This window comes from Pseudomonas sp. DF11, assembly GCF_058148565.1.
Genome location: NZ_JBYVYN010000006.1, coordinates 52031 through 67178 on the forward strand (window position 1 = coordinate 52031; position 15148 = coordinate 67178).

Annotated in this window: 13 protein-coding genes; 3 read left to right on the forward strand and 10 right to left on the reverse strand. The window is 60.6% G+C overall.

From position 1 onward, the window contains the following. Positions 1 to 132 precede the first annotated feature (132 nt). Positions 133 to 933, forward strand: coding sequence for a sulfite exporter TauE/SafE family protein (locus AC30D9_RS18450; protein WP_134923895.1), 801 nt, complete (start codon positions 133 to 135; stop codon positions 931 to 933). Between the two features lie 138 nt (positions 934 to 1071). Here AC30D9_RS18450 and AC30D9_RS18455 read toward each other — a convergent pair whose 3' ends face one another. From AC30D9_RS18455 to AC30D9_RS18485, 7 genes are all read right to left on the reverse strand, one after another. Continuing rightward, the gene (locus AC30D9_RS18455; protein WP_490144542.1) at positions 1072 to 1941 is read right to left on the reverse strand and encodes an aldose 1-epimerase; all 870 of its coding nucleotides are present in this window, start codon (positions 1939 to 1941) and stop codon (positions 1072 to 1074) included. Positions 1942 to 2132: 191 nt separating this feature from the next. After that, on the reverse strand, positions 2133 to 3413 hold the full coding sequence (locus tag AC30D9_RS18460; RefSeq protein ID WP_134923897.1) for a TRAP transporter large permease: 1281 nt from the start codon (positions 3411 to 3413) through the stop codon (positions 2133 to 2135). Continuing rightward, a complete protein-coding gene (locus tag AC30D9_RS18465; protein WP_018605857.1) occupies positions 3413 to 3940 on the reverse strand; it encodes a TRAP transporter small permease in 528 nt (175 codons plus the stop codon). The genes AC30D9_RS18460 and AC30D9_RS18465 overlap by 1 nt, the downstream gene beginning before the upstream one ends. A 78-nt stretch (positions 3941 to 4018) precedes the next feature. After that, positions 4019 to 4987: a TRAP transporter substrate-binding protein gene (locus AC30D9_RS18470; RefSeq protein WP_134923898.1), complete on the reverse strand. Its 969-nt coding sequence runs from the start codon at positions 4985 to 4987 to the stop codon at positions 4019 to 4021. Positions 4988 to 5046: 59 nt separating this feature from the next. Next, positions 5047 to 5952 carry an SMP-30/gluconolactonase/LRE family protein gene (locus tag AC30D9_RS18475; protein WP_307571062.1) on the reverse strand — a complete coding sequence of 302 codons (906 nt, stop codon included), beginning with the start codon at positions 5950 to 5952 and terminating at the stop codon, positions 5047 to 5049. A 41-nt stretch (positions 5953 to 5993) separates the two neighbouring features. Beyond that, entirely contained in the window at positions 5994 to 6815 is an 822-nt protein-coding gene (locus AC30D9_RS18480) for an NAD-dependent epimerase/dehydratase family protein (RefSeq protein WP_134923900.1), read from the reverse strand. 172 nt (positions 6816 to 6987) lie between these two features. Next, the gene (locus AC30D9_RS18485; protein ID WP_134926614.1) at positions 6988 to 8217 is read right to left on the reverse strand and encodes an OprD family porin; all 1230 of its coding nucleotides are present in this window, start codon (positions 8215 to 8217) and stop codon (positions 6988 to 6990) included. An 885-nt stretch (positions 8218 to 9102) separates the two neighbouring features. Between AC30D9_RS18485 and AC30D9_RS18490 the strand changes: the two genes are divergently transcribed. Further along, a complete protein-coding gene (locus AC30D9_RS18490; protein WP_490144543.1) occupies positions 9103 to 9447 on the forward strand; it encodes a DUF6124 family protein in 345 nt (114 codons plus the stop codon). 171 nt (positions 9448 to 9618) lie between these two features. After that, positions 9619 to 10239, forward strand: a complete 621-nt coding sequence (locus tag AC30D9_RS18495; protein ID WP_109755955.1) for a TetR/AcrR family transcriptional regulator — start codon at positions 9619 to 9621, stop codon at positions 10237 to 10239. Between the two features lie 144 nt (positions 10240 to 10383). Here AC30D9_RS18495 and preA read toward each other — a convergent pair whose 3' ends face one another. From preA to hydA, 3 genes are all read right to left on the reverse strand, one after another. Further along, positions 10384 to 11658 (reverse strand): NAD-dependent dihydropyrimidine dehydrogenase subunit PreA, encoded by a 1275-nt coding sequence (preA, locus tag AC30D9_RS18500; protein WP_490144544.1) that lies wholly within the window; start codon positions 11656 to 11658, stop codon positions 10384 to 10386. Continuing rightward, entirely contained in the window at positions 11659 to 13026 is a 1368-nt protein-coding gene (locus AC30D9_RS18505) for an NAD(P)-dependent oxidoreductase (protein ID WP_490144545.1), read from the reverse strand. It lies immediately after the preceding gene. Positions 13027 to 13205: 179 nt separating this feature from the next. Next, positions 13206 to 14645 carry a dihydropyrimidinase gene (gene hydA, locus AC30D9_RS18510; RefSeq protein ID WP_490144546.1) on the reverse strand — a complete coding sequence of 480 codons (1440 nt, stop codon included), beginning with the start codon at positions 14643 to 14645 and terminating at the stop codon, positions 13206 to 13208. Positions 14646 to 15148 lie beyond the last annotated feature (503 nt).

A 15148-nucleotide genomic window follows, 5' to 3' on the forward strand; every position in this document is an offset into this window, starting at 1 on the left:
GAACCTATGCGGGAAGAAGCGGTTGCAACGCTCGAGGTTTACAACATATGGTCCGCAGCTTAGTGAGGGCCAAGGCGTCCTGCAAATGCGATCGCACCTGCCAACAGGTGTGCGCGGCTTGAGAGATCATGAATGTTACTGGCAAGTTTTTTTGGCGTGGTCATGGGCCTGGTCCTTGGCCTGACGGGGGCGGGCGGTGGCATCCTGGCGGTGCCGGCGTTGGTGTTGGGCCTGGGCTGGAGCATGACCCAGGCCGCGCCGGTGGCGCTGTTCGCGGTAGGCAGCGCGGCGGCGGTGGGCGCTATCGACGGCTTGCGCCATGGCCTGGTGCGCTACCGTGCGGCCCTGCTGATTGCGCTGCTGGGCGCGGTGTTTTCGCCGCTGGGCATCTATTTCGCCCATCAGCTTCCGGAAAAAATCCTGATGATGCTGTTCAGCCTGTTGATGGTGCTGGTGGCGGCGCGCATGTTGCGTCGGGAAACGCCGCAAGCGGGGCCCAGCGATCACGGCGCCGCCAGTTGGGGCCAGAAGAATTGCATGCTCGACCGCGAGACCGGGCGCCTGGCCTGGACCGCTCGCTGCACCGCCACGCTGTCGGCATTGGGGGCGGTGACGGGCTTGGTCTCGGGTTTGCTGGGGGTGGGTGGGGGCTTCCTGATCGTGCCGGCGTTCAAGCAACTGACCGATGTGCAGATGCGCGGGATCGTCGCGACATCCTTGATGGTCATCAGCCTGATTTCGTTGATCGGCGTGGTGGGCGCGTTTCATGCCGGGGTGAGCATCGACCGGGTCGGGGCGGCGTTCATTGCGGCGAGCATCGTCGGGATGGTGCTCGGGCGGCGAGTGTCGGCCAAGGTCCCGGCCCGAGCTTTGCAAGTGGGGTTTGCCGGGGTGTGTCTGGGGGTTGCAGTGTTCATGTGGGTGCGGGCGTAACCACCCCCGACAGAGCTTCTGTGGCGGGGGAATTTATCCCCGCTGGCCTGCGAAGCAGGCCCATCCATTTTCAAGCCTGACGTCTGCTTCGCAGCCGAGCGGGGATAAATCCCCTCGCCACAAGGGATCGTGTGCCGCTTACAGCTCCCGACACTGCATCGAAAACCCCAGCGCCGCCGACTGCCCTTGCTCCAGCAAGCGCAACCCCGGTCGCCCTGGCAGGTGATGGGCATTGACCGGATGGCTGACCGGTTCGATGCAGAAGAAATCCAGGCCCACGGGGCAGTACAGCAGGAAGTACGTGCTACCGCTGGCGCGGCATTGCAGTTCATACCCCAGGTCCGGTTGCTGGATCAGGCACTGTCCGTCCCAACCGCCAAAGCCATTGTCCACGAGCGTATCCGGCAGCAATCGGGGCTGCTGGAAATCCCAACTTTCAGGAATCTTCCGAAGTTCTGTCGGCAGTTTCGAGGCGTCACACATCCAGACTTCGCGGGCGCGGGTTTGCAAGCGAGTGCCGGCGGTGCGCGGAAAGTACGGATGCAAACCCAGCCCGTGCCAGGCGGCCTGTTCGGCCATATGGGTGACGTGCATCGAGATTTGCAACTGGCCGCCACTCAAGCGGATCCGCAGGCTGGCGCAGTAGGCGAATGGGTATTGGCTGTCGAGTTGCAACAACACTTCCTGGGCATTTTGTTCGGTCACCTGCCAGGGTTGTTGCCACGCGCTGCCGTGGATTGGAAACGGATCGTTGGGGCTGTTGGCCTCCAGGGCAAGCCAGCCGTCCGGGCAGTCGAAACCGCCGTTGGCGATCCGGTTCGACCAGGGAATCAGCGGGAAACCACCAAGCTTGCCGGGTAAACCGTTTTTCAGGGCTTGCGGTGCCGGAGGGCGCAGCAGGGGAGCGCCGGTGCTGCGCAATGTCCATTCAACGAGACTGGCGCCCAGGTGCGGGGCCAGGGTGAGGCGGGTCAGCTCGTCTTCGAGGTACAGGAGAGGCTGCGTCATGGTAGTCGCTTCTGTTTGGAAGGGGGGTAGATAGCTTTTTGTGGCGAGGGGATTTATCCCCGCTGGGCTGCGAAGCAGCCCTAAATGGCCCAATCTCGGTATATCAGGCAGATCGAGGTTGCTGGTTTTGGGCTGCTATGCAGCCCAGAGGGGATAAATCCCCTCGCCACAAGGGGATTTGTCGTTGTCTCTTACAACACCAGATGCGGCAACCACAGGGAGATGGCAGGGATGTAGGTCACCAGCATCAGCACCACGAACAGCATGGCGTAGAACGGCAGCAGGGCCTTGACGGTGCTTTCGATGCTGACCTTGCCGATGGCGGAACCGACAAACAACACCGCGCCCACCGGTGGCGTGATCAACCCGATACCCAGGTTCACCAGCATGATCATGCCGAACTGCACCGGGTCCACGCCGATGCCCACGATCACTGGCATCAGGATCGGCGTCAGGATCAGGATCAATGGCGCCATGTCCATCACGGTGCCCAGCAGCAGCAACATCACGTTGATGCACATCAGGATCACGTAGCGGTTGTCCGACAGTGTCAGGAACGCGGTGGTGATCTTCGCCGGAATCTCCATCAGCGTCATGATGTAGCCGAAGCTGGCGGCGAAGCCGATCAGGATCATCACGATGGAGATGGTGCGTACCGTACGGTGCATCAGTTTCGGCAACTCGCTCCACTTGTAGTCGCGATAGATGCACATGGTCACGAAGAACGCCCACACCACGGCAATGGCGGCCGATTCGGTGGCGGTGAAAACACCCGAGAGAATGCCGCCAAGGATGATGAACAGCGTCATCATGCCCCACATGGCTTCCCGGCAGATCTTCAACGCTTGCTTGAGGGGAATCACTTCGCCCTTGGGGTAGTTGCGCTTTTTCGCGAAGACCAGGCACAGCGCCATCAGGCAGAGGTTCATCATGATGCCGGGGACGATGCCGGCCATGAACAGCGAACCGATGGAGACGGTGCCGCCAGCGGCGAGGGAGTACAGCACCGCGTTGTGGCTTGGCGGTGTCAGCAGCGCTTGTACCGAACCACTGACGGTGACGGCGGTGGCGTAATCACGCGGATAGCCCTGGCGTGCCATTTCCGGGATCAGCACCGAGCCGACCGAGGCCGTATCGGCTACCGAGGAACCGGAGATCGCGCCAAAAAAGCTCGAGGCCACGAGGTTCACCAAGGAGAGGCCACCGCGCACAAAGCCTACCAACACACTGGCGAATGCCACCAATCGGCGGGACATGCCGCCTTCGGCCATAATCGCACCGGCCAGCACGAAGAAGGGGATGGCCAGCAGCGAGAACTTGTTCACCCCGCCCGTTACCTGGATCATCATGGCCTGGAACGGAATATCGATCCACCACGCCCCGATCAGGGCGGCAGCGCCCAGCGCGTAGGCGACTGGCATGCCGATCAGGATCAACAACAAAAAACTGCCCAGCAGAATCAGCGCGTCCATTAAGCGGCACCTTCGTTTTCTTCGACCAGATCGAACTGCACGACCCGACGCTTGCTTTGATCACCCAGCAAGAGTTTTTCCAGGACAAAAATCAGGGTCAGGAAACCACCGACCGGGATCGGCATGTAGGTGATGCCGACGCGCAGGGTGGGGATGGCACTCATGAATTGATTCCAGGTGGTCATGCACAGCTTGGTGCCCCAGATGGTCATGAAAATGCACACCGCCGCCATCAAGAGCTGGGTGAAAACCGAAGCCAAGGTTTGCCAGTGCGGTGGCAGGCGGCTGGTGACCATGTCCACGGCCATATGCGAGCCGGAGCGGTAGCTGGCAGCGGCGCCGATGAAGGTAAATACGATCATCAGCAAGATGGCGGTGGGCTCCGGCCAACTTGAGCCAGTACCCAGTACGTAGCGGGCGAACACCCCCCACGGAATCATCAGCGCAACGGCGAGGACAGAAAGGCCGGCCACCCAGATGCAAGTCATGTAAATCGTGTCGTTGATACGTAGCAGCAAATTCTTCATCGGGTTCCACCGTAACCGGGCGCGCCTTTTAACCGCAGGCGCGCCCAGCCTTTTCATGAGTACAGTTTGAGAGAGACCTTACTTAACGGCTTCGATACGCTTGATCAGGTCGGCATACGGCGCGCCGTATTTGGCCCGGACCGGAGCGGTGGCGTCATAGAAAGGTTTCTTGTCGACGGTGATGAACTCGACGCCGGCGGCCTTGAGTTTTTCTTCACTGGCGGCGGATTTCTTGTCCCACAGATCGCGTTCTTCAGCCTGGGCGGCCTTGGCGGCTTTTTTCACCATGTCCTGCTGCTCTGGCGTGAGCTTGTTCCAGGTGATTTTCGACATCACGATCGGCTCAGGCAGGATCAGGTGACCGGTGAGGCTGTAGTACTTGGCGTTCTGGTAGTGGTTGTGTTCGAGCAGGGTCGGCGGGTTGTTTTCGGCGCCGTCGATCACGCCGGTCTGCAAGGCGCTGAAGATTTCGCCGGTGTCCATCGCGATGCCGTTGGCGCCCATGGCGTTCATCATCTCGATGAACATCGGGTTGCCCTGCACGCGGATTTTCATACCCTTGAGGTCTTCGAGCTTGCGCACCGGTTTTTTGGTGTAGATGTTGCGCGTGCCGCCGTCCATCCAGGCCAGGGCTACCAGGCCAAACTCGGAATTGGTGATCCGGTCGAGGATCGCATCGCCCACGTCACCGTCGATGACGGCGCGCATGTGGGCCTGGTCGCGGAAGATGAACGGCATGTTGAACACGTTCACATCCGGCACCACAGGGCCAACGATCCCCAGGCTGACGCGAGACATCTGGATGGCGCCGGCTTGCATCTGCTCGATGACTTCTTTTTCAGAACCCAATACGCCACCCGGGAAGTACTTGAACTTCAGTTCACCCTTGCTTTCCGCTTCCAGGGTTTTACCCATGGATTCCTCGGCGACCACAGTCGGATAGCCCTTGGGATGGATGTCGGCGATCTTCATATCGAGGGCATGCGCCGCCTGGGCCAGGAAGGCCAGGGGCAGGGCTGCGATCAAAAGCGTGCGTTTGAAATTCATGGTCAATCTCCAGTTTGTTGTTTTTTTTATGTGCTCATCCAGTGAAGCGGCAGTGCAGGTCAGTTCGCGGAGTGTTTCAGTCCTCCAAACGCGGGTTCAGCCAGGCCCTTGACGCCGGGGTTGAGGGCGAACACGCCGCCGGCCAGGGATTGCGGGTCGGTGTCGTCACCGGGGCGGATCGAAGTGACGAACAGGGTGTCCAGGCGACTGCCGCCAAAGGCGCACATCGTCGGCTTCTTCACCGGCACTTGCAGTGAGCGGTCGAGACGGCCATCCGGGGTGAAACGGTGGATCAGGCCGGCATCGTTGGCACAGATCCAGTAGCAACCGTCGGCATCCACTGCGGCGCCGTCCGGGCGGCCGGCCAGGGGTAGCATGTCGACGAACAGCCGTCGGTTGGACGGGGTGCCGCTGTCGATGTCGTAGTCGAAGGCCCAGATCTGTTGCACCAGCGGGTGTGAATCAGACAGGTACATCGTCCGTCCGTCCGGGCTGAAACCCAGGCCATTGGGCACGATGAAACCACTCAGTTGCGCCTCGACCGGACCGCGTTGCCCGGCCTCATAACGGTACATCCGGCCTGCGTCAGCGTTGGCCCCCATGTTCAGCACCATGCTGCCAGCCCAGAAGCGGCCCTGGCGGTCGCAACGGCCATCGTTGAGGCGCATGTCGGTGCGGCTGTGTTCGACGCTGGCACAGAGTTCGCTGTCCAGGCTGCCGTCGTCATGGGGGTACAGGCGAAAGAAGCCGCTCTCCATGCCGGCGATCCAGCCACCGCCCTGGTGACGGGCCAGGCAGGCGAGCATTTCCGGGGCTTCCCAGCCCTTGAGTTGGCCGGTCCCGGCGTTCCAGCACTGCAGGCCGCCACTGGGAATGTCCACCCAGTACAGGGCGTTTTCCTCAGGCACCCACACTGGGCTTTCCCCGACGGCGTTGCGTGCATCGACAATCAATTCGGCTTGCATGGTGATTCCTTTGCGTTCATATCCCATGAATAACAGGCGAATCAGTCGTCGAACGGGCCGGCCGCGACGAAGGCGCCGCCCTGGTAGATCCTGGCCGGATCATCGGCGGCCGGCATTGGCTGCGCTTCGATCTTGTCGCGGAAAATCTCCGAGCTGTCCTTGGGCTGGTAGCCCAGGTGCGCGGCGTGGCTGTTGTCCCACCAGACGTCGCGGTTGGCGGACATGCCGTAGACCACGGTGTGGCCGACCTTCGGGGTGTAGAGCGAGCATTCGAGCAATTGAGTGAGGTCGTCGTAGCTCAACCAGGTGCTCATCATTCGGCGGTTCTGCGGTTCGGGGAACGACGAGCCGATGCGGATGCTCACGGTCTCGATGCCGTAGCGATCGAAGTAGAAACTGGCGACGTCTTCGCCGTAGGACTTGGACAGGCCGTAGTAGCCATCCGGGCGGCGCGGGGAGAGGGCGTCGAGGGTCTGGTCCTGCTTGTAGAAACCGATGACGTGGTTGGAGCTGGCGAAGATCACCCGCTTGACCCCGTGTTTACGGGCGGCTTCATAGATGTGGAACACGCCACTGATGTTGGCGCCGAGAATCTCCTCGAATGGGCGCTCCACCGAAACACCGCCGAAATGCAGGATGGCATCGACACCTTCCACCAACTGGTGCACGGCCTGTTTATCCGACAGGTCGCATGGCACCACTTCCTCGCTTTCGTCGATGGCCGGGGTCATGGTGGCGATGTCCGACAGGCGAATGTGGCGGGCGTAAGGCTTGAGGCGTTCGCGCAAGACCTTGCCAAGGCCGCCGGCGGCGCCGGTCAATAGCAGGCGATTGAAGGGGTGGCGAATCTGTGTCGAGGTCATGGCGTTACCTGAGCAAACAATGAGAGGTAAGTTGTTATAAGTTGTCGTACGACCGAGAGGGAATATCCTTATCCTTCCGCTACCTTGTCAACGTTTGATCGACGAACCGCTCTGGAACGGCGTCCCTGCCGCAGGTTGCCATGGGATGCGCTCATGGCAATAGGTCCTGGAATTACAGAAGCGAAAGCGGGTAGCTGATAAAGATGCGGTTCTCGTCGAACTCGTTGGTGCTGTAGTCCCGACGCATCGTCGAGTTACGCCATTTCACGTTAAGGCTCTTCAGCGCGCCGCTCTGCACGGTGTAGGCCAGTTCGGTCTCGCGGCCCCATTCCTTGCCGTCATCGACGGTGGCGGTGTGCACGTTGTCGCCGCTGATATAGCGGTTCATCAGGGTCAGGCCCGGCACGCCGACGGCGGCGAAGTTGAAGTCGTGGCGCAATTGCCAGGATTTTTCCTTGGCGTTGTCATAGCTGGAGTTGTAGCTGTCGTTGGCCAGGGTGCCGCCGCTGGTGCCGTTGACGCGCATCCAGGCGTCATCGCCGCCGACTTTTTGCAGGCCGACGTAGAAGGTGTTGCCACCGTATTTGGCCGAGAGCATGGCGAACGCGGTCTTGTTGTCCAGGTCGCCGGCTAGGGCGCTGCCGTTTTCCTTGCCGATGAAGTAGCCAAGGTTGGCGCCCAGGGTCCAGTCGCCGATGGGCTGGCTGTGGGTCAGGTTGAAATATTGCTGCTGGTAGATGTCGGACAGTTCCGCGTACCAGACGCCGACCTGGGTGCGCTTTTCGTTGAAGGCATATTCGCCGCCGCCGAAGTTGAAACGGTCGGAAGTGAAGGCGCCGCGGCCGTTCATCGACATGTCTTCCATGCTCGCGTCGTTGCGCGGGCTGTTGCCACGGAACTGGCCGCCGTAGAGGGTCAGGCCGCTGATTTCGGTGGAGGTCACCTGGCCGCCACGAAAGGTTTGCGGCAGGGAGCGGCCATCGTCGGAGCGCAGGATTGGCAGCACCGGCATCCACTCACCGACCTTCAGTTCGGTCTTCGAAACCTTGGCTTTGAGGGCGACGCCCAGGCGACCGAAGTCATCGGCAGGGCGACCGTCGTCGTGCACCGGCAACAACTGGGTGCCCGCCGTGCCACGCCCGCCATCGAGCTTGACCGAGTACAGGCCCAGCACGTCGACACCGAAACCGACCACACCCTGGGTGAAACCGGACTTGGCATCAAGGATGAAGTTCTGGGTCCATTCCTCGGCTTTGCCCTGGGCGTTGTTCGGGTTGGTGAAGTTGCGGTTGAAGTAGGCGTTACGCAGGGTCAGCGTGGCCTTGGCATCATCGACGAAACCTTCGGCGCTGGCGGTCGTTGGTAGAAACGTGGCAAGGCTGCTGCAACCGAGCAGGAGCAGCGTGGGTCTGGCGTTGAGAAGGGTACGGCGGCTTGGACGGTTGTCGGGCGAAAAACGGACAGGTGTGCTCACTATGACGCTCCCTACTTTTATTGTTGTTTTTATTTGTTATACGTCGTCGTACAACATGGCAGGGATTATTTGGAAGCGGCTGCTCATTGTCAACTGGCCATTATTGGAATTATCCAACTCGGGCGTGCTTCAAAATGAGGCGTTCCAACGGCTGTCATTCGTCGAGGTCAAGATTGAAGGCCATGGCGCCGGGTAGATCCGTGTTTTGAGAATAGCGATGAGGGCGCTTGGTTGTGCGATGACTGGTCTAAGACATTAGTCGAATGCACACGATTAGAGGGCTTAAGCAGGCTCTTGTGGCGAGGGGATTTATCCCCGCTGGGCTGCGAAGCAGCCCCAATGACTGTCGCTGCGGTGTGCCAGGTTGATTGCATCCAGCTTCTTTAGGACTGCTTCGCAGTCCAGCGGGGATAACTCCCCTCGCCACAAGGGTGTGTTGTTAACCTATGTTCCCAGCCCCGCAGGGGGCGTGTTTATCCAGATGTAGGAACGTTCGGGTTCGGGCTACGTTGTCTTGCGCCATTCCCTACAACTGCGCCAGAATCCGCCGGCTTGTGCGCCTGGGGGCCGGGGCTCTATCGTTTCCGGGTCGCTGATTGAATCAGTGATCGGGTTTGGTAGCCCGGCTTTTGACTTGTCGCATAGCCCTTGTAGCAGAGGCCTTTTGGTATCTGTTTTTTATGGCGGTCATGCGCAGGGCGTCTTCGGACGCGCCGGTTCTCCAAGTCACCGGTCTACCAACCCGCGTATGGTCGCCACCCTTCGTTTGGTAGCGAGGGTGATGGTCTCCTTTTTCGATTTGGAGATTCATCTATGTTCAAACCAACACCCAACCCGCCGAACACCGATCCAGTCAACTCAAAAGCCTTCGACAAAGCCGCCGACCGTATCCTCGATCACTACCTCAAGCCCAAACCCAACAAGCCCGAGGCCGATCCCGGCCAACTCTTCACCGTCGCCCATGGCGTCGACACCGAAACCCTGCTCGCCAACCTCAGCGAAAACCTGGCCTCGGCCAATGCCATGGTCAGCGACCTGGCCTTCGACCTGGAAGGCCCCAGGCGCCACATTGCCCTGGGCATCCAGCAACTGATCGAACTGAGTGGATTGCTGGCAAACCGCGCGCTGGACAACGTCGAAGCACGCCAGCCGACATAACGCATCCCTTGTGGCGAGGGGATAATCCCCCTTGCCACAAGAGCGTTTGCGTACACCTGCTTGCCTAATAGGCACATGGTCAAATATGGGAGCTTGCTCCGCAGGGACCACCAGTGTTTTCAAGCGTGGGTGAATGCTAGTCTTGACCAACGCTGTTGCCAGGGAGCCCTCATGGGCAATCACAAGATCGAGATTCGTCGCAGTAACGTCGAAAAAATCCTGTTGGCCGCCGAGAAGGTCTTCGCCGAGAAAGGCTTCGGCAGCACCGCCATGGCCGACATCGCCGCCGAAGTGCAATTGCCGCGTTCCAACCTGCATTACTACTTCAGCACCAAGAGCGAACTGTACAGCGCGGTGCTGTTCGACTTGCTGGAGGTCTGGAAGCAGGACGCCTTGTGCTTCGAGATGTTCGACGACCCACGGGTAGTGCTCAGCAGCTACATCCGCGCCAAGATGAACCACTCCCGCAGCCGCCCGTACGGCTCGAAGGTCTGGGCCAACGAAATCATCCACGGCGCCCCGACGCTGGGTCAGGCCCTGGACGCCAGCCTCTATGACTGGGCCAAGATGAAGGAAGCGAAAATCCGCCAATGGGTGGAGGACAAACGCATCCTCCCGGTGGAGCCTTCAAGCCTGCTCTACATGATCTGGGCCTCGACCCAGCATTACGCCGACTTCGATCATCAGATCAACATCCTCAATGATCACCAGCCGCTTTCCGACATGCAATTCGAAAAGGCGGTGCAGACCGTGACCAGTGTGATTTTGCGGGGGATTGGGTTGGAGCCTTGAGGTTTTGTGGTGAAGCTGATGGCCCTATCGCGAGCAGGCTCGCTCCCACAGAGGACCGGTTGTGAACAGAAGATCTGTGTTCACCACAAATCCAATGTGGGAGCGAGCCTGCTCGCGATGACGCCCGGCCAGACACCGCAAATTTCAGATCGTTACATGGTAGGGATTACGCGGATCATGGTTCCAATCCAAAAACGGCTTGCCGGTGTCCACCGTCACCATCTCGATGCAATCCTGTACCGGGCAGGTGATCTGGCACAGGTTGCAGCCCACGCATTCTTCATCGATCACTTCATATTTGCGCGTGCCGTCCGCCTGCTTGAGGCTGGCGATAGCCTGGTGCGAAGTGTCTTCACAAGCGATGTGGCAGCGGCCGCATCCGATGCAGGCGTCCTGGTCGATCTTGGCGATGACCTGGTAGTTGATGTCCAGGTACTTCCAGTCGGTGGTGTTGCCCACCGCGCGCCCGGAGAAGGCCTGGAGGTTGGCGTGGCCGTGATCGTCCATCCAGCGTGACAGGCCATCCTTCATTTCTTCGACGATGCGAAAACCATGCAGCATCGCCGCCGTGCACACCTGCACCGCGCCGCTGCCCAGGGCGATGAATTCGGCGGCGTCGCGCCAACTGCCGATGCCGCCGATGCCGCAGATCGGCAAGCCGTGGGTCTGCGGGTCGCGGGCGATTTCGGCGACCATATTCAGGGCGATGGGTTTGACCGCCGAGCCGCAGTAGCCGCCATGGGTGCTCTGGCTGCCGACGGTGGGCAGGGCGACCATGCGGTCCAGGTCGACGCTGGTGATGGAATTGATGGTGTTGATCAACGACACCGCGTCCGCGCCGCCGCGATGGGCAGCGCGGGCGGCGACGCGGATGTCGGTGATGTTCGGCGTGAGCTTGACGATCACCGGCAGCGAGCAATAGGTCTTGCACCAGCGGGTCACTTGCTCGACGTACTCCGGCACCTGGCCGACCGCCGCGCCCATGCCCCGTTCCGGCATGCCGTGGGGGCAACCGAAGTTCAGCTCGATACCGTCGGCGCCAGTGGCTTCCACCAGGGGCAGGATGCGTTTCCACGACTCTTCGACGCAGGGCACCATCAGCGACACGATCAATGCCCGGTCCGGCCAGTCCTTTTTCACCTGGGTGATTTCCCGCAGGTTGATCTCCAGGGAACGGTCGGTGATCAGCTCGATGTTATTGATCCCCAGCACCTCGCGATTGGCGCCGTAGTGGGCCGAATAGCGTGACGACACGTTCACCGCCGCCGGGTCTTCCCCGAGGGTTTTCCAGACCACGCCACCCCAGCCGGCCTCAAAGGCGCGGACCACGTTGTAGGCCTTGTCGGTGGGCGGCGCGGAGGCCAGCCAGAACGGATTGGGGGCTTTGATGCCGGCGAAGACAATCGACAGATCGGCCATTTACGCAGCCTCCACGTTGAGCATCAGTTGAGCGTTGATCGCCTCGGCGGCGAGCTTGCCGTGCTGCACGGCCTGCACGGTGAGGTCCTGGTCCAGGCTGTTGCAATCGCCACCGGCATACACCCCGGCAATGCTGGTGCGCAGATTTTCGTCCACCAGAATCCGCCCATCCTGGCGCTTGAGTTCCCGGGCCAGCGGATCCACCAGCGCGTTGTCGTCGAAGGCCTGGCCGATGGCTTTGAAAATGGCGTCGGCGGGCAGGTCGAAGGTTTCGGCGCTGGTGACCAGCCGACCGTTTTCCAGATGCGTGCGGGAGAAGCGCATGCCGCGCACCTGTCCGGCGTCATCGAGCAAGACCTGTTGCGGCTGAGCCCAGGTCAGCAGACGCACCTGGTTGGCCTTGGCGATGTCTTGCTCATGCCCGGTGGCACCCATGTCTTCAAGGCCGCGCCGATACACCAGGCTGACGTCCCGGGCGCCGAGACGGGCCATTTGCACGGCCATGTCGATGGCGGTGTTGCCGGCGCCGAGGACGATGCAACGGTCGGCCAGCGGCAACTGGCTGAGGTCATCAGCCTGGCGCAGTTCGCGGATGTATTCGGTGGCGGCCAGCAGCCCCGGTGCTTGTTCGTCGCTCAGGCCCAGTTGTTTGCTGGCGGCCAGGCCGAGGCCGAGGAACACCGCGTCGAACTGCTGGTGCAAATCGCTCAGGCTCAGGTTCTCGCCGAGTTTCTGGCCATGGCGGATTTCGATGCCGCCGATGTCCAGCAGAAAGTCCAGTTCGCGCTGGGCGTAATCGTCCACCAGTTTGTACTTGGCGATGCCGTATTCATTGAGGCCACCGGCCTTGTCACGGGCTTCGAAAATCACCACGTCATGGCCGTGCATGGCGCTGCGATGGGCGCAGGACAAGCCCGCCGGGCCGGCACCGACCACGGCGATGCGCTTGCCGGTGGCGGCGCCGCGTTTGAACGGGTGTTCGTTGAAATGGGCGTTGTCCACGGCATAGCGCTGCAACAGGCCGATCAGCACGGGCGCGCATTCCCGGGCGTTGTTGCGCACGCAGGCTTGCTGACAAAGGATCTCGGTGGGGCAGACCCGCGCGCAACTGCCGCCGAGGATGTTGGCCGAGAGGATTTTCTGCGCCGCGCCTTGGACGTTGTCCTGGTGAATGTTGCGAATGAACGAAGGAATGTCGATCTCGCTCGGACAGGCGTTCACGCATGGTGCGTCGTAGCAATACAGGCACCGGGAAGCTTCCAGGTGGGCCTGGCGCGCATTGAGCGGCGGCGCCAGGTCGCTGAAACGGGCGGCGAGGGTGGTCGGGTCTTCCTGGGAATGGGGGAGGTGACTCAAGGGCTGGATCATGGAATGAGCCTCACGGTGTTTGAGGTGCTGCCTCTGGTGGGCAGTGGTTTTTTCGTTGTCTGGACTGGCCTCATCGCGAGCAGGCTCGCTCCCACACTGGATTTCGGGTGAGCGCGAAATCTGTGTGCACAGCAGACCCTGTGGGAGCGAGCCTGCTCGCGATAGGCCGAAGGCCGCTCTCAGCGTTCCACAGCAACCGGCCTGTGCAGCTCCGCCCGCTTGCTCAGCAAATCGAACACCGCCGGATACGCCGGCCGTTCGATGTAGCGCCCGGCGCCGCGTTCGGCGCGCAGGTCGCCGTCGGCCCAGACCAGCCGGCCCTGGCTGATGGTGTGGCTGGGTACGCCGCGCACGGTCTTGCCTTCGAAGATGTTGAAGTCCACTTGCTGATGGTGGGTCTTGGCTGAGATCGTGCGAGTGCCCTGCGGGTCCCAGAGCACCAGGTCGGCATCGGCACCGACGCGGATCGCCCCTTTGCGTGGGTAGAGGTTGAAGATCTTCGCGGTGTTGGTGGAGGTGAGGGCGACGAAGTCGTGCATCGACAGTTTGCCGCTGTTGACCCCCTCGTCCCAGAGCACGGCCATGCGGTCTTCGATCCCGGCGGTGCCGTTGGGGATTTTGCTGAAATCGTCGCGGCCAGCGGCTTTCTGTTCGGCGCAGAAACAGCAGTGGTCGGTGGCGGTGGTGTGCAGGTTGCCGGACTGCAAACCGTGCCAGAGCGCTTCCTGATGCCCGAGCGGGCGGAAGGGCGGGCTCATCACGTAGCCGGCGGCGGTCTGCCAGTCCGGGTGGCGATAGACGCTGTCGTCCAGCAGCAGATGCCCGGCCAGCACTTCACCGTAGACCGGCTGGCCCTTGCTGCGGGCGTAGGTGATTTCGTCTAGGGCTTCCTTGGTGGACACGTGCACCAGGTACAACGGCGTGCCCAAGGTCTCGGCAATGCGAATGGCCCGGCTCGCGGCTTCGCCTTCCACTTGCGAGGGTCGCGACAGCGGATGGGCTTCCGGCCCGGTGATGCCCTGGGCCAGCAGCTTGCGTTGCAGGTGATAGACCAGCTCGCCATTCTCCGCGTGCACAGTGGGCACCGCGCCCAGTTCCAGGCAGCGTTCGAAGCTCGCCACCAAGGTGTCATCGGCGGCCATGATCGCGTTCTTGTAGGCCATGAAATGCTTGAAGCTGTTCACGCCGTGCTGGCTGACCAGCTCGGCCATTTCTTCGCGAACCTGCTCGCTCCACCAAGTGATCGCCACGTGAAAACCATAGTCGCTGGCACTCTTCTCGGCCCAGCCACGCCATTGGTGAAAGGCTTCCATCAGCGACTGCTGCGGGTTGGGAATCACGAAGTCGATGATCGAGGTGGTGCCCCCGGCCAGGCCCGCCGCCGTGCCGCTGAAGAAGTCTTCACTGGCGACCGTGCCCATGAACGGCAACTGCATGTGCGTATGGGGGTCGATGCCGCCCGGCATCAAGTATTGACCGCTGCCATCGAGCACTTCGACATCGGCGGGAACATCCAGGTTTTCACCGATGGCCTTGATCACGCCGTCGGCGCAAAACACATCGGCGCGATAACTTTCATCATGGGTAATAACGGTGGCGCCACGGATCAACAGAGACATTCCGAGTTCCTCGCAGGCATGACCGACTGATGTCGGTTCTTTATGTTTTATAGATCACGATTAATCAAGTGACGAAACGAGGTGGATTGTATTCCTGTCATCGCTGTCAGGATTAGACGCTAGCTGGAGTTGTTGAAATGAGCAAGATTATTTTTCATAAACTTATTCTTGTAATAACTATTTGAAAAATAAAGGATAAATATATGATTCACCAAAATGGTGAGCCTGCTCACCATTTTGACGCACTTGACAGGATCATTATTTGAGCGAGATTTGTCATGGTAAATCAGCGGCTTGAAAGCCGTGAAAGTGCGGTTTAGACACGTCGCATAAAGTTGAGGTGCACCACTTTGAATCTTCGGCTCGACAGAACGCGCAGGTCATCTAGCCTGAAGGGCGATGTTCAGCAACGCGGCAGGCTCATGGTTTTAAATTAAAGCTTTATTGATCAGATAGTTGTAAAGGTTATATCGATCATTCGGTCAGCTCGACGCAACAATCGG